Raw genomic sequence first — 18,951 nt, 5'->3', positions numbered from 1 at the left:
GGTCATGCAGCGGACAAGAGCGGACACGCTAAAATGCCCGGCTTCGTCCTCAAGGGTTGTCCTATGTGCGGCATTGTCGGAGCGATCGCCGGGCGCGATGTGGTCCCGGTCCTGATCGAAGGACTCAAGCGCCTTGAGTACCGCGGCTACGATTCCTCCGGCATCGCCGTGCTCGATGGCGCGCAGGTACGCCGCGTGCGCCGCACCGGGCGCGTGGCGGAGATGGCGCAGGCGGCGCAGGCCGAGCGGTTCGGCGCAACGCTGGGCATCGGCCACACCCGCTGGGCCACCCATGGCGGCGTCACCGAGGCCAATGCGCACCCGCACATCAGTGACGGCGTGGCACTGGTGCACAACGGCATCATCGAAAACCACGAAGAGCAGCGTGAGAAGCTGCGCGCGCTGGGCTACACCTTCGAGTCGCAGACCGACACCGAAGTCATCGCGCACCTCATCCATCACCATCTGGGCAGCGCCGGCGACCTGCTGAGCGCGCTGCAGCGCACCGTCAAGGAACTGACCGGCGCTTACGCGCTGGCAGTGATGAGCCAGGCCGAACCGGAGCGCTTCGTCTGCGCGCGCATGGGCTGCCCGCTGCTGATCGGCGTGGGCGAGGGCGAGAACTTCGTCGCCTCCGATGTCTCGGCCATCGTGCAGGCCACCCGCCAGGTGATCTTCCTGGAAGAGGGCGACACCGCCGACCTGCGCCGCGATGGTGTGCGCATCTTCGATGGCAACGACGCCCCGGTCGAACGCCCGCTGCATCTGTCGGACGTGTCGCTGGCATCGTTGGAACTGGGCCCGTTCCGCCACTTCATGCAGAAGGAGATCCACGAGCAGCCGCGTGCGCTGGCCGATACCATCGAGGCGGCGATCGATGCCAAGGGCTTCCCTGCGTCATTGTTCGGCGCCAATGCCGAAGCGGTGTTGCGCGACATCGACGGCGTGCAGATCCTGGCCTGCGGCACCAGCTACTACGCCGGCATGACCGCGCGCTACTGGATCGAAACCATCGCCGGGCTGCCGTGCAGCGTGGAGATCGCCAGCGAATACCGTTACCGCGCGGCCTATGCCAATCCGAAACATCTGATCGTCACCATCTCCCAATCCGGCGAAACGCTGGACACGATGGAGGCGCTGAAATACGCCAAATCGCTGGGGCATCTGCATACGCTGTCGATCTGCAACGTGCCCGAAAGCGCGATCCCGCGCGCCAGCGAACTGGTCTGCTACACGCGTGCCGGCGCCGAGATCGGCGTGGCCTCGACCAAGGCGTTCACCACCCAGCTGGCGGTGTTGTTCCAGCTGACCATGGTGTTGGGCAAGTTGCAGGGGCGCATCAGCGAGGCCGAGGAAGCGGAGTATCTGGAGCAGCTGCGCTTCCTGCCGGGCAGCGTGCAGCACGCGCTGAATCTGGAGCCGCAGATCATGGCCTGGGCCGAGCGTTTTTCGGCCAAGGAAAACGCATTGTTTCTCGGCCGCGGCCTGCATTACCCGATCGCGCTGGAAGGCGCGCTCAAGCTCAAGGAAATTTCCTATATCCACGCCGAAGCGTATCCGGCCGGCGAGTTGAAGCACGGCCCGCTGGCCCTGGTGGACGCGGCGATGCCGGTGGTGGTGATCGCGCCGAACGATCGCCTACTGGAAAAGGTTAAATCCAACATGCAGGAAGTGCGCGCCCGTGGCGGCGAGCTCTTCGTGTTCGCCGATCAGGACAGCCACTTCAGCGAGTCCGAAGGCGTGCACGTGATCCGCACCCCGCGCCACGCCGGCGTGCTGTCGCCGGTGATCCACACCATCCCGGTGCAGTTGCTGGCCTACCACACCGCACTGGCGCGCGGCACGGATGTGGACAAGCCGCGTAACCTGGCCAAGTCGGTGACGGTGGAGTAGCGCGGCCAATCGAGGGGGCTGCGCTCGCCGCGATCAGCGTCGCCGCCGCCGGGTGCGGCATCTCCCTGCATGCGCTGTGGCTCGGTGCGCATGCCCAACGACTGCCCGCCCTGTTTCTTTGTCGCGATTGCCTGCAGCGATGCGGACATCGGTGGCGTTGCTGGGGCCCGCGTCGGTATCGCCCAGTGGCCGCGTGGAGGCGTGTTTCGCAACGTGCCCGGGTCGCTGCCGGTGCCGCAGCAACCCAAGCTTGGCAGACTGCTGCTCCGGCTGCCAACGCGATGGCCCAGGTTATGCATACGCTTCCTGCGAGGGTCCCATCACGCAGGAGGACGTATGCACGAGTCTTTCAAACAGGGCGCGCCGGCGGAATTGTGGCAGGCGTTGGTACGTGAGGCGGGGCAGCGGATTGCACAGCCGCTGGACGAATCGCGCGAGCATTATCTGGTTTTCGTGTTGCTGCGCCTGCAGCGCGATGCGCAGCTGTTTTCGCGCACGCAGGCCCTGGCCTGGTTGCACGCGCACGACCAGACCGGCAGTCTGCGGGCCGATGCATTGCGCGACATCGGAGATCAATGCCTGCTGATTGCAGGCCTGTTTCCCGGGATTGCGCAGCGCCGGCGGCTCAGCGTCGACTACTTCATCGCGTTGGGCCGCGGCGCGTATTTCGAAGTGGCCGACACGCGTTACAGCGATGCGGGTCTGTTCGCGCAGTTGGCCGCCACCTATCGCGAGTTGGTCCGCACGCTTGCGGCGCTGCGCCCGCCGCGCGAGTGGCAGCGCAGTCACGGCGGGCTGCTGCATGCGTAGATAAGCGTCACTTCCGGGGGCCGTCCCTACAGCTGTGGGGACCGCCCCGACTGCCAATCACCCATGATGCGCTCACACTAAGTCCGCAACTGAGCGTTCTAGCCGACTGCGGACCGTTGTCTGATGGACCAAAGCACTGTGTCGTTGATCGCTGTCCGCGCGATCTGACAGTGCCATGTCGCATTGCGTGGGGGACACGCAATGCGACGCTCTCCAGAGGAAGGAATTCATGAAAGCCTTTATTGCAGTGGCGATCTCGGTGCTGAGCGGCGCCGCAATGGCCAGCGACGTCCCGCCCGGTTATGCGGGCGTGGGCGGCATGACCTTGCAGGACATCGACCCGGCCATCTATGCCTATCACTACGACCACGGCTTCGTCGGCGAAGACGCGATGGGGTGGGATCCGGCGCTGCAGTTCGCCTGGTCGCGCATCGCTGCGGCCAAGGTCTGCGGCCAGCAGCCTGTCGAGCAGGACGCCATCGTTGCCAGGCTGGTTGCGCAGTACGGCCAGGATGCGGCCGTGCATCAAGTCAACGGCATCGCATTTCATGAAGTGCAGATGCGTGCCTCCAGCGCGTTCTGTACCGCCACCCGTGGTGCCGAGGCGGTGGCAGTGGTGCCCGCATTTGCCAACGGCGATTTTTCGACGGCAACGACCTATGCCGCGGCTGCAGTTGCCGGCACGCTGTCGGTCGCCGAGACACAGCAACAGCCCTCCGCACAGACGCAGGGCGATACCGACGCAGCCATTGCACCATCGGCGGATTGGGCGTTGCAGCTGCCGTTGCATGCCAGCATGCGCGTGGGGTCCAACGGCCTGCCCAACGGCGACGAAATGTTGCGCGTGGTGCGGCGCGGGCACACCGGGGCAGTGGTGGGCCTGCAGATCGCCACCAGCCTGTTCACGCGCGGCGTCGCAGTGTCGGCCTTCGGCAAGGGGCAGCTGAAAGGCGAAAAGATGGAAGGCGTGGGCAATCCCGGTTATCAACTGCAGCGTGATGCGGTCAATGCGCGTCTGAAGAGCTACTTCACCGGGCATCCGGCAGCACTGCCGGCAGAACCGTTCCCGTTGCAGGTCCTGATGTCCGACTGGTTGCTCGTCTACCAGAGCCTGGCCGATACCAAGTCGCCCTACGAGTTGCGCTACGCGGTGACGATCGGCGGCGAACGCTCCGGACTGTTGAAGCGCAAGGCGAGTCCGGTCAACCTGGACTGCGCGCCCACACCGCGCACCGCGTCGCTCGAGGAGTGGGAGGCAAACGACTACGCGCTGGTCAAGCAGGCCGCACAGGCCTACAGCGAGGAATGCGCCGAAAAATTTGCCCAGCAGTTGCCGCGGTGGTTCCCGGATAGAGAGGCAGTTGCTACCTCCAACTGAGGCGACGTGTGATGCTGCAGGATGGCGCCTGCATCTAAGAGTGGCTACCAAAACTACTGCGCCGTCGTCAGGCGGGCGCAGCCGGTGCTCGGAATCGGCATGTGCCACTCGTACGTTCCGGTTCTGAGCGCGCCGTCTGCATCCTCCTGATGACCGCACGCTACGTTTCGTTAGCCGCTGGAAGTGCGCTGCGCGCATCCAACTGTGTGGGCGTTCTCTGCCGACATACCCTGCTCGAAGGCGAAGTACCGACAGCGCATGTGCCTGAAACAAGAATGCCCGGGAACCCCGGGCATTTTGTTATGCATTACGCCAGCGGCGTATTGGAAATGATCTCCACCCAGTAGCCGTCCGGGTCCTTGATGAAGGCCAGGTGCTTCATGCGGCCGTCTTCCAGGCGTTTCTGGTACGGCACGTTGAGGCTATCGAAACGTGCGCAGGCGGCATGGATGTCGGGCACCGAGATGCAGATGTGGCCGAAGCCGCGCGGGTCGCTGTTGCCGTCGTGGTAGACCGGGCCGTCCTGGGTTTCGGTGCCGTGGTTGTGGGTGAGTTCGAGCACGCCGGGGATGCCGGCCATCCACAGCCGACGCGCGGCATCGTCGTCGGGGATCGCGGTGCCGTCGGGCAGCAGGGCCAGGAAGTACAGGCTGAACTGCGCATCGGGAAAATCACGTGCGTCCAGCAAGCGGAAGCCCAGTACGCGCGTATAGAAATCCAGCGAACGCTGCGCATCCTTGACGCGCAGCATGGTGTGGTTGAACACGAAACCGGCGGTGTCGGCAGATCCGGCGCTGGCGCCGGGGACGTGTTGCAGGTCGGTCAAAGGCATTGCGGTCTCCTCGATGGAATGCGGGGGGCAGGTCAGGCTGCATTGGAGGTGGATGTTAGCGGGGCAATGGTTGTCGGCATGTCTGCACCTTGCATGTCGGCGATCTGGCGTCGCTCTGTGGTCGATCGTGCGCGACAGCGCGACCTGCCTTGTTCAAGGTCGTGGCATGGGCCTGCACCGAGTCCGAACGGTCAGGCCCATGCGCACAGCGCTTGTCTCAGAACCAGATGCGCAGGCCGGCAACAAACCGGCTGTCGCGTGCAGGCTCATCGTCGATCGCGGCGCGGCGGGCGGTGTCGCCGAAACTGCGGCTATGCACCCAGCCGATATAGGGCGCGAAGCGGCGGGTGATTTCGTAGCGCAGCCGCAGGCCGACCTCGACCTGCTCCAGCCCGCTGTCGACACCGCGCCGGTCATCGTCGGTGAGGGCGATAGTGGCTTCCACGCGCGGCTGCAGGATCAGCCGGTTGGTAAGCAGCACCTCGTACTCGCCCTCCAGTCGCAACGCGGCACGGCTGCCGCTACCGACATAGAGCGTGGCTTCGGTCTCGAACTTGTAGGGCGCCAGGCCCTGCACGCCGAAGGCGGCCCAGCTGCGATGCCCGCCCGCTCCGATGTCCTGACGTGCGCCGACCAGCAGGTCCCACCATGGCGAGATGGCGTGGCCATAGAACGCCTCCACCGATGCGCCCTGGCTGCGCCCGTCCTGCCGCTCGCCTTCGCTGCGTAGCCAGAGCCGGTCGATATCGCCACCGATCCAGGCACGCGCTTCCCAGTCCTGGCCACTGCCGCGCGTGGTGTCGAAGGCTTCCAGTCGATCCAGCAACACGTAGCGATTGATGCCTGGCGCGTGCATCGCATGGTGCTGCAAGGGGGCGAATGCCGCCGCGATCTCCCCGGCAGTGGGCGTTGGGATCGGCGTACGTGGCAGTGCGCCGGTGCCAGGCGATGCCGGCGTTTGCGTCACCGCTTCGGCATGCGGCGCGTGTTCCATGTCGGAGTGATCCATCGCCCCATGCTGTTGCCCATGCTGCATCGACGCATGATCCATCGATGCGTGCTGCATTGCATCGTGGTCGCTGTCTGCCTGTGATTGCAGGGGATGGTCCAGTAGTGGATTCGCAGAGGTCTGGTGTGCGGCGTGCTGGACATCGGCGTGCTGCATGCCTGCGTGGTGCATCGATGTCGGCGCTGCCGAAACGTCGGCCTGTGCCGGGCGTTGCGCAGGCGTGCTTTCAGCAGCGTTTGCCGATGCCGATGCAGTGCTGGAGTGCTGCGCATGCTCCATCTGCACCGCATCTGCACTCTCCGGCGCGGATGGCGGCGATGCCTCCGTTGCGATGGATGTCTGCGGCTGGGCCGCCGTTGCCTGGTCGGCCATCTGCATTGCATGTGCGCCGTCGGCATGCGCGGATGACTCCATCGCTGCATGCTGATGCTCCTGTGCAGTGGCCGATGCGCTCAGCAGCAGTGCGAGCAGCGTCCTGTATTGCGTCCGTAGCGTACTCATGCCTCCACCCGCACTTCGCGCATCATGCCCGCTTCCATGTGGTACAGCAGATGGCAGTGGTAGGCCCAACGGCCCAGCGCATCGGCGAGGACGCGATAGCTGCGGCGTGTGCCGGGCGGCATGTCGATGGTGTGCTTGCGCACCTGGAAATTGCCATCGGCGCCTTCCAGATCGCTCCACATGCCGTGCAGGTGGATGGGGTGCTGCATCATGGTGTCGTTGACCAGTACGATGCGCAGCCGCTCGCCGTACTGCAGCCGCAAGGGCTCTGCCGAGGCGAAGGCGATGCCGTCGAACGACCAGGCAAATTTTTCCATATGCCCGGTCAGATGCAGTTCGATCTCGCGCCCGGGTTCGCGCCCATCCGGATCCTCGAACAGGCTGTGCAGGTCGGCGTAGCGCAGCACCCGGCGGCCGTTGTCGCGCAGGCCAACCCCGGGATCGTCCAGGCGCGGTGAAGTGGCATTGCTGCGCATGTCGATCAGCGGGTTGCCGTCTTCGCTGGCGGGGTGGTGCGGCGTCTTATCATCTGTATGCGCTTGGGTGTCGCTATGCGTATGCATGTCGTGCATCGCATGCGCTGCCTGCATCCCGGCTGCGCCGTGCGTGGCGTGACCCGCATGCGCCATGCCATCGCCGTGCTCCATGTCCTGCATGGTGAGGATCGCGCGCGGATCCAGCGCGGGAATCGGTGCCTGCAGTCCATGCCGCACCGCCAGCGTGCCGCAGGCGAATCCGGTGCGGCCCATGTCCTGCGCGAACAAGGTAAACGCGTCCTGGCCGATGGGTTCGACAAGCACGTCGAAGGTCTCGGCCGCCGCAATGCGCAGCTCGTCCACGCTGACCGGATGCACGTACTGGCCGTCGGCAGCCACCACGGTCATGCGCAGGCCGGGGATGCGGATGTCGAAGTAGGTCATCGACGAGCCGTTGATGAAACGCAGCAGTACCTTCTCGCCGGCCCTGAACAGGCCGGTCCAGTTGCCGGCCGGGGCGACGCCGTTGAGCAGGTAGGTGTAGGTGTTGGCGTTGACGTCGGACAGGTCGGTCGGGGTCATGCGCATGCGCCCCCACATGCCGCGGTCGGCCAGCGCCGCGCGCAGGCCGTCGTCGCGCGCATCGCGCAGGAAATCGCCCACCGTGCGCTGCGCGTAATTGTCGTGGCTGGGCATCTGCTTGAGCCGCCGGAACAGCGCGGCCGGGTCCAGGTCGGTCCAGTCCGAGAGCAGCACCACATGCTCGCGATCGTGCCGATACGGCGGCGGTGTCAGCGGGTCGATGACGATCGCGCCGTACAGGCCAGCCTGTTCCTGAAACATCGAATGGCTGTGATACCAGTAGGTGCCGGACTGGCGCAGCGCGAAGCGGTAGTGGTACTCCTGGCCCGGCGCGATGCCGTCGAAACTCATCCCCGGCACGCCGTCCATGTTGGCCGGCAGCAACAGGCCGTGCCAGTGCACCGAGGTGGGTTGGTCAGCCAGCGCGTTGCGCACGCGCACGCTGACCGTGTCGCCTTCGCGCCAGCGCAGCGTGGGGGCCGGCAGGCTCTGGTTGACGGTGATGGCGGGGCGGGGGCGCCCGGTGAGGTTGACCGGCATACGGCCGATCTGCAGCGTCTGGCTGCTGCCGCGCAGGACCGGCGTACTCACCGGGTTGGACGCACGCGCATCGCTGCGCCACAGGCCGGTGGTGGCGGCAACACCGCCCAGGGCCATGCCCTGAACGAAGCGGCGTCGGCTCAGGCCGCCGTTGGAGGGTGGATCGAAATAATTGGGATCGAAAGACATGACATCTCCGCTGCGGCCCACCGATGAAGGCGGACGCATCGCATCGCTTAGCAACCCCGCGCAGCAAGCGCGCGGGCCCGATGACGGCCAAGGCCGTCAGCGCTCAGGCGATGGGAGGTCGAACCGGTTGCTCGGGCAGCGGGCTGCCGCGCCCTTCTGCCAGGGTGGCAGGCAGGGTGGCGCGGCCAGGCAGGCCGGCGGGCACCGCAGGCAGGGTCAGCAAGGCGAGGCTGCAGTGCTGCAGGCAGTCGCAGCTGCCCAGCTTGCAGCAGTCGGCCGCGTGCGCGTGCTGGGTTTTATCGGGGGGATGCGCCGTAGCGGGTGGCGGCATGTCGGCATGGCACGGCATCGCGGCCGACATGGGCGCGTGCGCCATCGACGCGGTCGCAACCGTCCCGGCCGACGCCATCTCCGGCAGTGCCATGCCCACCGAGGCCCACGCGCCGGTAGCCGTATTGGCAACCAGGCACAGGCACAGCAGCAGGCGGAGCAGGCAACGCAGCACGGGCAGTCAGGGCGGGCAGTCGGGTACGACGAGCATAGCATCGGCTCCCAGCTGTCCGCCCGATGACCCGCCCGCCGTGGCCGCACGCCCGGCAGCGGTAGAATTGGCGCTTCCTTCGCCGCACAGTCCTGCCATGTCGCAGCGCCAGTGGGTGGCCGCCGCCATCCAGAAGATCGAGGCCGATTTCAACCGTTCGGCCGACACCCATCTGATTCCGATGGACCTGCCGGGCTTTCCGGGCATTGACCTGTATTTCAAGGACGAGTCCAGCCACCCGACCGGCAGCCTCAAGCACCGGCTGGCGCGCTCGCTGTTCCTGTACGCGCTGACCAACGGCTGGCTGCGTGCCGGGCGGCCGGTGATCGAGGCCTCCAGTGGCTCGACCGCCATCTCCGAGGCCTATTTCGCGCGGCTGCTGGGGGTGCCCTTCATCGCGGTGATGCCGGCCTCGACCTCGCCGGAAAAGATCGCCGCGATTCAATTCCAGGGCGGCCGCTGCCACCTGGTCGAGCGTGCCTGCGATCTGGACAGCGCCTCGCACCAGCTCGCGCGCGAGACCGGCGGTCATTTCATGGACCAGTTCACCTACGCCGAGCGCGCCACCGACTGGCGCGCCAACAACAACATCGCCGAATCGATCTTCAAGCAGCTGGCCGAGGAGCCGCATCCGATTCCCGACTGGATCGTCTGCAGCCCCGGCACCGGCGGCACCAGCGCCACGCTCGGCCGCTATGTGCGCTACCGGCGCCACGCCACCCGCATCCTCTGCGCCGACCCGGAAGTGTCGGTGTTCTTCGACGGCTATTGCCGCGCGGTGGACGGGCAGTGCCCCAAGGAGCTGGCCATCACCGGCGGCTCGCGCATCGAAGGCATCGGCCGCCCGCAGGTGGAGTCCAGCTTCATCGCCAGTTGCGTGGACGTGATGATCAAGGTGCCCGACGCCCTGAGCCTGGCCGCCATGCGCCATGTCAGCGCCACGCTCGGCCGCCGCGTCGGTGGCTCCACCGGCACCAACTTCGTCGGCGTGCTGCAGGCCGCCCGGCGCATGCGCCAGGCCGGCCGCAGCGGCTCCATCGTCACCATCCTGTGCGATGCCGGCGAGCGCTATGCGCACAGCTATTACGACCCGGCCTGGTACGTGGCGCGCGACATCGACGTCATCGACAGCGATGCGGCCATTGCGCTGGCCGTGGATGGTGGCGATTTGCCTGCCTTGCCTTGTGCGGCGCTGGAATGACCGCCATATCCACACTGACGGCTGGAACGCTTGCGCTCGCCGCCGGATGAATGCAGTTTGCGTGCGCACCTGGCATAAGCCATTCGTGCACGCCAGTTCCTTCGCGCTGCGCACGTCCATCTGACGACGACGCGCGCGGTGTTGTACGCCGCATTTGCTGATGCTTGATCCAGTCACCCCAGTCCACCACCGGAGCGCCCCATGACCAACCCGCTGCTCGGCCTGTCCGGACTGCCGTCCTTCGATGCGATCCGCCCCGAGCACGTGGGCCCGGCGATCGATCAATTGCTTGCCGACGCCGAGGCCGCAGTGAAAGCAGCCGAGCAGGTCAGCCCGGTCAGCTGGGACAGCTTCGTGGTGCCGCTGGACGATGCCACCGAGCGGCTGTGGCGCGCCTGGGGCCAGGTCGGCCATCTGCAGGCGGTGGTCAACACGCCGGAACTGCGCGAGGCCTACAACAGCAATCTGCCCAAGCTCAGCCGCTTCGGCAGTGCGCTGGCGCAGAACCTGGCGCTGTATGCGCAGTACAAGGCGCTGGCCCAAGCGCCGGAAGCGGCGCACTACGACGCCGCGCGGCGCAAGGTGCTGGAAAACGCGCTGCGCGATTTCCGCCTCGGCGGTGCCGAGCTGGATGACGCGTCCAAGGCGCGGTTTGCGCAGGTCCAGGAAGAACTGTCCGCACTGGCCGCCAAGTTTTCGCAGAACGTGCTCGATGCCACCGATGCATGGTCGTACGTGAGCGAGGACGTAACCGAGCTGTCTGGCCTGCCGGCCGAGGTGGTCGCCGCTGCACGCGCGGCCGCGGAGAAGGACGGCGTGCCGGGCTGGAAGCTGACCTTGCAGATGCCGTGCTATCTGCCGGTGCAGACCGATGCGGACAATCGCGAGTTGCGCGCGCGGCTGTATCGCGCCAACGCCGAGCGCGCCTCCGAGTTCGGCGATGCCGCGCTGGACAACAGCGCCAATATCGATCGCATCCTGGCCCTGCGCGCCGAGCTGGCGCAGCTGCTCGGGTTTGCCAGTTACGCGGAGTATTCGGTCGCCACCAAGATGGCGCAAAGCCCGGATGAAGTGATGGGCTTCCTGCGCGATCTGGCGGTGCGCGCCAAACCGTACGCGCAACGCGACCGTGCCGAGCTCGAAGCATTCGCCCGCGACGAACTTGGCCTGGACGAATTGCAGGCCTGGGATCTGGCCTACGCCTCCGAAAAACTCAAGCAGGCGCGCTACAGCTTCTCCGAGCAGGAAGTGAAGCAGTACTTCACCGAGCCCAAGGTGCTGGCCGGTCTGTTCGAGGTGATCCACAGCCTGTATGGCCTGACCGTCAAGCCCGATCGCGCGCCGGTCTGGCATGCGGATGTGCGCTTCTATCGCCTGGAAGATGCGCAGGGCCAGCTGGTCGGTCAGTTCTATCTGGACCTGTACGCGCGCGAAGGCAAGCGTGGCGGCGCGTGGATGGACGATTGCCGCAACCGCCGCGACACCGCCAACGGCGTGCAGACGCCGCTGGTGTATCTGGTGTGCAACTTCGGCCGCGGCAGTGGCGATACGCCGGCCACGTTCCGGCATGGCGAGGTCACCACGCTGTTCCATGAAATGGGCCACGGCCTGCATCAGTTGCTGACCCGCATCGGCGAGTTGGGCGTGGCCGGCATCAACGGCGTGGAATGGGACGCGGTGGAACTGCCGAGCCAGTTCATGGAAAACTTCTGCTGGGAATGGGAACGCGTGCAGGCGATGACCGCGCACGTGCAGACCGGCGAGCCGTTACCGCGCAACCTGTTCGACCGGCTGCTGGCCGCACGCAATTTCCAGAGCGGCATGTTCACCGTGCGCCAGCTGGAATTCGCGTTGTTCGACATGCAGCTGCACAGCAGCTTCGACCCGACCCAGGACAACGTGCTGCAGTTGATCGAACGGGTGCGCGACGAGGTGGCGGTCAACCGCCCGCCGGCATGGAATCGCTTCCCGCACCAGTTCAGCCACATTTTCGCCGGCGGTTACGCGGCCGGTTACTACAGCTACAAGTGGGCCGAAGTGCTCAGCGCCGATGCCTACGCCGCTTTCGAGGAAGCGCCCGAGCAGGTGGCCGATACCGGCGCGCGCTTCCGCCATGAAGTGCTGTCGCGTGGCGGCAGCCGCAGCGCGGCCGACAACTTCCGCGCCTTCCGTGGGCGTGCGCCGAGCATCGATGCGCTGTTGCGGCACAACGGCATGGCCGGCTGAATCGGGATTGGGGGAATCGGGAATCGGGAATCGGGAGTGGGGAGTGGCAAGCGCGGTCTCTCGGTACACCGATCCCCAATTCCCAATTCCCAATTCCGCGCGGCGCCTAGCGCCGCGCCCTCACACCCGGCCGAACACCAGCGCCGCGTTGGTGCCGCCGAAGCCGAAGCTGTTGGACATCACCGTGTTCAACGTGGCGTCCCGGGTCTGGCGCAGGATCGGGAAGCCTTCGGCGCGCGGGTCGAGTTCGTCGATATGCGCCGAGCCGGCCATGAAGCCGTCGCGCAGCATCAGCAGGCTGTAGATCGCCTCGTGCACGCTGGCCGCACCCAAGGAATGGCCGGACAGCGCCTTGGTCGAGGACAGCGGCGGGACGTTGTCGCCGAACACCTCGCGTACCGCGCCCAGCTCGGTCACATCGCCCAGCGGCGTGGAGGTGCCATGCGTGTTGAGGTAGTCGATCGGCTGCGTCAGGCCCTGCATGGCCATGTGCATGCAGCGCACCGCACCTTCGCCGCTGGGCGCCACCATGTCGGCGCCATCGGAGGTCACGCCATAACCGAGCAGTTCGGCATGGATGCGTGCGCCGCGCGCGATGGCGTGGGCGTGGTCTTCCAGCACCAGCACGCCGCCGCCGCTGCCGATGACGAAGCCGTCGCGCTGCGCATCGTAGGGGCGCGAGGCCACTGCGGGGCGATCGTTGAAGCCGGTGGACAGCGCGCCCATCGCATCGTACATCACGCTCATGGTCCAGTGCAGTTCTTCGCCGCCGCCGGCGAACATCACATCCTGCGCGCCGTGCCGGATCAGGTCCGCCGCCGCGCCGATGCAATGCGCCGAGGTCGCACACGCGGCCGACAGCGAATAGCTCAGGCCGCGGATCTTGAACGCGGTCGCCAACGAGGCGGAGACCGACGAACACATCGTGCGCGGCACCATGTACGGGCCGACCTTGCGCACGCCACGGTTGCGCAGCAGATCGGCGGTTTCCACCTGCCACTGGCTGGATCCGCTACCGGAGCCGGCAATCAGGCCGGTGCGCAGGTCGCTGACCTGCCCGGCATCCAGTCCGGCATCGGCGATCGCATCGCGCATGGCCAGGTAGGCGTAGGCCGAGGCATCGCCCATGAAGCGTTTGAGCTTGCGGTCGATCAGGCTGTCCAGATCCAGCGCCACCGCACCGCCAACCTGGCTGCGCAGGCCGGCGTCGGCATGATCGGGCAATGCGGTGATGCCCGAGCGGCTCTCGCGCAAGGCGCTGGAGACGGTGTCCAGATCGTTGCCCAGGCACGAATTGATGCCCATTCCGGTGACGACGACGCGACGCATCAGAAATCCTCCGTTGAAGTGAACATGCCCACGCGCAGATCGTTGGCCGTGTAGATTTCGCGCCCGTCCACCAGCATGCGTGCATCGGACTGCGCCATCACCAGCTTGCGGTTGATCACGCGGCTGATATCGATTTCGTAACTGACCAATTTGGCGCTCGGCAACACCTGGCCGGTGAACTTGACCTCGCCGCAGCCCAGCGCGCGGCCGCGGCCTGCTGCGCCGATCCAGGTGAGGAAGAAGCCGGTCAGCTGCCACATCGCGTCCAGGCCCAGGCAGCCGGGCATCACCGGGTCGTCGATGAAGTGGCAGCCGAAGAACCACAGGTCCGGGCGCACGTCGAGTTCTGCGCGGATCACGCCCTTGCCATGCGTGCCGCCGCTGTCGTCGATCTCGGTGATGCGGTCGAACATCAGCATCGGGTCGTTGGGCAGCCGGGCACTGTCGGGCCCGAACAGTTCCCCACGCGCGCTGGCCAGCAATTGGTCGCGCGAGTACGCACTTTGACGAGTCATCACGAACGTTTCCTGCAAGAAGCGAAAGGCGAGGCCGGCAAGGGTGCATGAGGGCGCGCGGTTCAATCAAATGTTTTATCCGTACGCATGCGTGCTGTTTTCGGCCGGTTGCGCAGTGCGGCAAGCGCGTTGTGCGGACAGGATCCAATGCAGGTGACGGCATTCAGCGGGACGCGGTCAGGCATGCCTGCTTGGCGTGGATCGGCACACGGACAGACGCAGTGGAGCAGCCCACCAGCGCTTGCGTCCGTTCGCGCCCGGGCAGGCGTGATGGCGCGGCGCAAGGCGTGAGACGCGGCTGATTTATCATGCTCCGACGCTTTCGGAGAGATGCCAGCTTGATGCGCAAGATCGTGCACGTGGACATGGATGCGTTCTACGCGTCCGTGGAGCAACGTGACGATCCATCGCTGCGCGGCAAGCCGGTGGTGGTGGCCTGGCGCGGTGCGCGTTCGGTGGTGTGCGCGGCCTCATACGAAGCGCGCACCTACGGCATCCGTTCGGCCATGCCGGCGCTGCGTGCCGAGCGCCTGTGTCCGGATGCGGTGTTCGTGCCGCCGGATTTTGCGCGCTACAAGGCGGTGTCGCGGCAGGTGCGCGAGATCTTCCATCGCCACACCGATCTGGTCGAGCCGCTGTCCCTGGACGAAGCCTATCTGGATGTCACGCAGGCCAAGAGCGGCCTGCAGCTGGCCACCGAGATCGCGCAGCTGATCCGCAGCCAGATCCGCGAGGAAACCCAGCTCACCGCATCGGCCGGCATCGCACCGAACAAGTTCCTGGCCAAGATCGCCTCGGACTGGCGCAAGCCCGACGGGCAGTTCGTCATCGCGCCCAGTCGCGTCGATGCGTTCCTGCTGCCGCTGCCGGTCAACCGCATTCCCGGCGTGGGCAAGGTGATGGATGGCAAGCTGGCGGCATTGGGGATCGTCACCGTCAGCGATCTGCGGCTGCGTCCCCTGGAAGAATTGCAGGCGCATTTCGGCAGCTTCGGGCAGAGCCTGTACCGCCGCGCACGCGGCATCGACGAGCGCCCGGTCGAGCCGGATCAGGAGGTGCAGTCGGTGTCATCGGAAGATACCTTCGGCGAGGACATCGCGCTGGAGGCACTGGAACCGCACATCCTGCGCCTGGCCGAAAAGACCTGGCTGGCCACGCGGCGCACCGAGCGTATCGGGCGCACCGTGGTCCTCAAGTTGAAGACCTCCAACTTCCGCATCCTGACCCGCTCCTACACGCCAGATCAGCCACCGGCCTCGCTGGAGGCATTGGCGGAGATCGCGCTGGCGCTGACCCGGCGCGTGGAGTTGCCCGAGGACACGCGCTATCGCCTGGTCGGGGTGGGATTGAGTGGTTTCAGCGACGCGGAAGAGGGCGCGGTGCAGGGCGAGTTGTTTGGCGAGATGCCGCCGGCGCAGTGAGTGCGTGGCGTCATGCTGCTGCACCGCGGCCGCGCGTGTTGCATGCAGCGATGACTGCAACCACGCACGTATCGAGGCTTGCATCGGCTGTTCGCATCGCGCCGCGGTGACGCGCCCTGAATCCCGCAGCTCGTACACTGCAGGCCGCTCCCCCAACGAGACTGTGCGCATGTTCCCGTATCCGCTGGTGATCTTCGACCTGGATGGCACGCTGGTGGACAGCGCACCCAATATCGCCGAAGCGCTCAACGCCACCTTGCAGGAACTCGGGCTGCAGCAGTTCAGCGAGACGACGATCCGCAGCTGGATCGGCGAAGGGGTGCACGTGCTGCTCGCCGCCGCCCTGCGCGAAGCCGGCGGCACCCACGACGCCGAGACCGAGATGCCGCTGATGATGCGCCACTACCAGGCCAGCCTATTGCACAACCCCCAGCTGTATCCCGGCGTTGCCGAGGCATTGGCCGGCCTGCGCGAGGCCGGCGCCACGCTGGCGCTGTGCACCAACAAGCCCGCGCGCTTCATCGCGCCGCTGCTGGAGCATCTGGGCATCGCTGGCTATTTCAGCAGCGTGCTCGGTGGCGATTCGTTGCCGCAGCGCAAACCCGATGCAGCACCGCTGCTGCACCTGGCCAGGCAGTTCGGGCACACACCGCAGCAGTGCCTGATGGTCGGCGATTCGGCCACCGATGCGGCCGCTGCAACCGCCGCGGCGATGCCGCTGGCGATGGTGCGTTACGGCTATCTGCGCGGCTTCGATGTGCAGAGCGCCGGTGCCGTGGCCATCATCGATGACATGCGGCAATTGCTCGCATTGCAGTAAGGCGCGCAGTGTTGCCGGCGCGGGTGCCGGCGTCGTCCATACGGCGGCGCAGCAACCGATACCACCGTCGGCTGGCGGCATTTGTCGCCTTGAATGAAGGTCTTTCGCACGCCGGCCGCAGCGTCGGCCAGCTGCCGTGCACGGCTAGTTGCGACCGCTGCGCATCATGCGTGTGGTCTGCGCTGCCGGGAGCGGCAACGCCTGCTTGCGGCTGCGCCAGCGCAGCGTTTCGATTTGAGAATGAATCGCATCTATGTAGAATGCGCGGACACGCTTGACTGCGTCAGCGCCGCGCACGCATGTCGTCCGCTGCGCCGCATGCATCACCCCCACCGTGCCACCTCAAGCCGTCGCCAGAGGTCCATCTCCTGTCGAGAGGTTTGAGAATGTCCGCATCACGCCGGTCATGGATGTCTGCGCCTGCACGTCGTCCCGTGTTGTCCCGCCGTCAGCTGGTGCTGGCCATTGCTCTCGGTTGCGGCATCTGCATCTGCAGCGCATCGGCCGAAGACGCCGCAGCCGAGCCGCAGTCGCTGGACACCGTGCACGTCACCGCCGCGCAGATCGCCCGCCAGGCCCTGGGGTCATCGGTGATCACCGCCGAGGACATCGAACGGCGCCCGCCGGTCAACGATCTGTCGCAGTTGCTGCGCACCATGCCGGGCGTCAACCTCACCGGCAACAGCGCCTCCGGCCAGTACGGCAACAACCGCCAGATCGATCTGCGCGGCATGGGCCCGGAAAACACGCTGATCCTGGTCGATGGCAAGCCGGTGGGATCGCGCGATGCGGTGCGCATGGGCCGCAGCGGCGAGCGCAATACGCGCGGCGACACCAACTGGGTGCCGGCCGAGGCGGTGGAGCGTATCGAAGTGCTGCGTGGCCCGGCGGCGGCACGTTACGGCTCCGGTGCCTCCGGCGGTGTGGTCAACATCATCACCAAGAAGCCGACCGGCGACCTGACCGGCTCGATGAGTCTGTTCGGTCTGGTGCCGCAGCACAGTGCCGAAGGCGGTGGCCAGCGTGCCGGCTTCCAGCTCAGCGGGCCGCTGAGCGACACGTTCTCGTTCCGCCTGTATGGAAACCTCAACAAGACCGATCCGGATTCGCTGGAGCTCAATCGCCGCTTTGCCAGCAGCGCCGCTGCGGTGCCGCCGGCCGGGCGCGAGGGCGTGCGCAACAAGGACATCAATGGCCTGCTGCGTTGGGATCCGATGGATGGCCAGGTGATCGAACTCGATGCCGGCTTCAGCCGCCAGGGCAACCTGTACGCCGGCGATCGTGCGGTCAGCGCCGATGGCCTGGCCGGTGCCGATCTGGGTGCACTGTTCGGCAGCGAAACCAACACCATGATCCGCCGCACCGCCTCGCTGACCCATCGCGGCACCTGGGCGCTCGGCAGCTCGCGCCTCACCGCCGCCTACGAAGGCACCGACAACACCCGCCTCAACGAAGGCCTGGCCGGCGGCCCGGAAGGCTCCATTGCCGCCGATCTGCTCGATTCCACCGCCACGCTCGACAACCTCAACATCGACGGCGAGTTCAACCTGCCGTTGCAGGCCGCCTGGGCCGAGCAGGTGCTGACGCTGGGCTTCGAGCGCCGCCAGGGCCGCCTCGGCGATGCGTATTCGATGTCGCAGACAGTGAGCGCCGGCGGCGGCTTTCCCGGTCTTGCCAATGGCACGCGCAGGCCGCGCAGCGAGGCCACGCTCAGCGCGGTGTATCTGGAAGACAACATCTACGCCAGCGAGCGGCTGACCCTGACGCCAGGTGTGCGACTGGATCACCACAGCCAGTTCGGCAACAACCTCAGCCCCAGCCTCAACGTGCAGTACACACTCAGCGAAGGCTGGTTGCTCAAGGGCGGTATCGCGCGTGCCTTCAAGGCGCCCAACCTGTATCAGTCCAACACCAACTATCTGTATTACACACGCGGCAATGGCTGCCCGGTGCTGTTCCCCAATCTTGGCTCGGGCTGCTATATCCAGGGCAACGGCAACCTCGATCCGGAGATCAGCATCAACAAGGAGATCGGCATCGAGTGGGCGCCGCAAACCGGTCACCACGCCTCGCTGACGTACTTTCACAACGCCTACGACGACAAGATCGTCGCCGGTATGACGCCGGTCGGTATCACCGTCGACCGGCGCGGGCAGGTATTCCAGTGGACCAATGCATCGGAAGCGATCGTGCAGGGCGTGGAAGGCAATTTCACGTTGCCGCTGCTGGGCGAGCAGGGCCGCGAGCTGAAGTGGAACACCAACGTCACCTACATGATCGAGAACAAGAACACCGCGACCGATCAGCCGCTGTCGGTGATCCCCGAATACACCGTCAACACCACGCTGGATTGGCAGCCGACCCAGGCGCTGTCGCTGCTGCTCACCGGGACCTTCTACGGCAAGCAGGAGTCGGCCACGCAATCGAGCACCAGCGGCGGCGCCATCGCCCCCGACACGCGCGACCCCTATGACCTGTGGGGCGTCAGTGCGCGTTACCGCATCACCCGCAAGGTCAGCGTGGGCGTCGGTGTGGACAATCTGTTCGACACCCGTCTGTTCCGCGAAGGCACCAACAACACCGGCGGCGCGGCGGGTGCAGCCACCTACAACGAACCCGGTCGCGCGTATTGGGCGAGCCTGAGTTTCGGCTTCTGACAGCGCCGCGGCGCCGCGGCGCCGCGTGCGA

14 protein-coding genes and 1 other RNA gene are annotated in these 18,951 nt (G+C 66.3%); 9 read left to right on the top strand and 6 right to left on the bottom strand.

Features of this window, described 5'->3' with window-relative positions; all coding sequences use genetic code 11:
• The first annotated feature begins 63 nt into the window (after positions 1–63).
• The 4 genes from glmS to XarbCFBP7408_RS05400 all read left to right on the top strand — a co-directional run bounded on the left by glmS (position 64) and on the right by XarbCFBP7408_RS05400 (position 4,257).
• On the top strand, positions 64–1,893 hold the full coding sequence (glmS, locus tag XarbCFBP7408_RS05415; RefSeq protein ID WP_104562053.1) for a glutamine--fructose-6-phosphate transaminase (isomerizing): 1,830 nt from the start codon (positions 64–66) through the stop codon (positions 1,891–1,893).
• Positions 1,894–2,229: 336 nt separating this feature from the next.
• Positions 2,230–2,703: a hypothetical protein gene (locus tag XarbCFBP7408_RS05410; protein ID WP_054592368.1), complete on the top strand. Its 474-nt coding sequence runs from the start codon at positions 2,230–2,232 to the stop codon at positions 2,701–2,703.
• 229 nt (positions 2,704–2,932) lie between these two features.
• On the top strand, positions 2,933–4,081 hold the full coding sequence (locus XarbCFBP7408_RS05405) for a hypothetical protein (protein WP_104562051.1): 1,149 nt from the start codon (positions 2,933–2,935) through the stop codon (positions 4,079–4,081).
• A gap of 99 nt (positions 4,082–4,180) precedes the next feature.
• A non-coding RNA gene (locus XarbCFBP7408_RS05400) (sX9 sRNA) lies at positions 4,181–4,257 on the top strand.
• A gap of 131 nt (positions 4,258–4,388) precedes the next feature.
• On the opposite strand, the gene gloA is transcribed toward XarbCFBP7408_RS05400, so the two are convergent.
• From gloA to XarbCFBP7408_RS05380, 4 genes are all read right to left on the bottom strand, one after another.
• A complete protein-coding gene (gloA, locus tag XarbCFBP7408_RS05395) occupies positions 4,389–4,913 on the bottom strand; it encodes a lactoylglutathione lyase (protein WP_104562049.1) in 525 nt (174 codons plus the stop codon).
• Positions 4,914–5,130: 217 nt separating this feature from the next.
• Positions 5,131–6,201 carry a copper resistance protein B gene (locus XarbCFBP7408_RS05390; RefSeq protein ID WP_429001373.1) on the bottom strand — a complete coding sequence of 357 codons (1,071 nt, stop codon included), beginning with the start codon at positions 6,199–6,201 and terminating at the stop codon, positions 5,131–5,133.
• A gap of 218 nt (positions 6,202–6,419) precedes the next feature.
• Positions 6,420–8,231 carry a copper resistance system multicopper oxidase gene (locus tag XarbCFBP7408_RS05385; protein WP_181106291.1) on the bottom strand — a complete coding sequence of 604 codons (1,812 nt, stop codon included), beginning with the start codon at positions 8,229–8,231 and terminating at the stop codon, positions 6,420–6,422.
• An 82-nt stretch (positions 8,232–8,313) separates the two neighbouring features.
• Positions 8,314–8,715: a CopL family metal-binding regulatory protein gene (locus tag XarbCFBP7408_RS05380; RefSeq protein WP_104562043.1), complete on the bottom strand. Its 402-nt coding sequence runs from the start codon at positions 8,713–8,715 to the stop codon at positions 8,314–8,316.
• A gap of 133 nt (positions 8,716–8,848) precedes the next feature.
• Here XarbCFBP7408_RS05380 and XarbCFBP7408_RS05375 point away from each other — a divergent pair, with 133 nt between their 5' ends.
• Together XarbCFBP7408_RS05375 and XarbCFBP7408_RS05370 are read left to right on the top strand one after the other, a co-directional pair.
• Positions 8,849–9,952, top strand: coding sequence for a PLP-dependent cysteine synthase family protein (locus XarbCFBP7408_RS05375; RefSeq protein ID WP_104562041.1), 1,104 nt, complete (start codon positions 8,849–8,851; stop codon positions 9,950–9,952).
• Positions 9,953–10,153: 201 nt separating this feature from the next.
• Positions 10,154–12,178 (top strand): M3 family metallopeptidase, encoded by a 2,025-nt coding sequence (locus XarbCFBP7408_RS05370; RefSeq protein ID WP_104562039.1) that lies wholly within the window; start codon positions 10,154–10,156, stop codon positions 12,176–12,178.
• 120 nt (positions 12,179–12,298) lie between these two features.
• Here the strand turns inward: XarbCFBP7408_RS05370 and fabB are convergent, their stop codons facing one another.
• Together fabB and fabA are read right to left on the bottom strand one after the other, a co-directional pair.
• On the bottom strand, positions 12,299–13,507 hold the full coding sequence (gene fabB, locus XarbCFBP7408_RS05365; RefSeq protein WP_104562037.1) for a beta-ketoacyl-ACP synthase I: 1,209 nt from the start codon (positions 13,505–13,507) through the stop codon (positions 12,299–12,301).
• Entirely contained in the window at positions 13,507–14,022 is a 516-nt protein-coding gene (fabA, locus tag XarbCFBP7408_RS05360; RefSeq protein ID WP_104562133.1) for a 3-hydroxyacyl-[acyl-carrier-protein] dehydratase FabA, read from the bottom strand. Before fabA ends, fabB begins: the two co-directional genes overlap by 1 nt.
• Positions 14,023–14,363: 341 nt before the next feature.
• Here fabA and dinB point away from each other — a divergent pair, with 341 nt between their 5' ends.
• The 3 genes from dinB (at position 14,364) to XarbCFBP7408_RS05340 (ending at position 18,920) form a co-directional block, all read left to right on the top strand.
• A complete protein-coding gene (dinB, locus tag XarbCFBP7408_RS05355; protein ID WP_104562035.1) occupies positions 14,364–15,443 on the top strand; it encodes a DNA polymerase IV in 1,080 nt (359 codons plus the stop codon).
• A 169-nt stretch (positions 15,444–15,612) separates the two neighbouring features.
• Positions 15,613–16,263 carry a phosphoglycolate phosphatase gene (locus XarbCFBP7408_RS05350; RefSeq protein ID WP_104562033.1) on the top strand — a complete coding sequence of 217 codons (651 nt, stop codon included), beginning with the start codon at positions 15,613–15,615 and terminating at the stop codon, positions 16,261–16,263.
• A gap of 410 nt (positions 16,264–16,673) precedes the next feature.
• Positions 16,674–18,920, top strand: a complete 2,247-nt coding sequence (locus tag XarbCFBP7408_RS05340; RefSeq protein ID WP_104562029.1) for a TonB-dependent siderophore receptor — start codon at positions 16,674–16,676, stop codon at positions 18,918–18,920.
• Positions 18,921–18,951: the final 31 nt, after the last annotated feature.

The sequence above is a fragment of the Xanthomonas arboricola pv. guizotiae genome (genome assembly GCF_002940205.1).
Taxonomy (GTDB): domain Bacteria; phylum Pseudomonadota; class Gammaproteobacteria; order Xanthomonadales; family Xanthomonadaceae; genus Xanthomonas; species Xanthomonas arboricola_C.
Note: the sequence above shows the minus strand (reverse complement) of the source record. Positions and strands in the feature narration are given on the sequence as shown.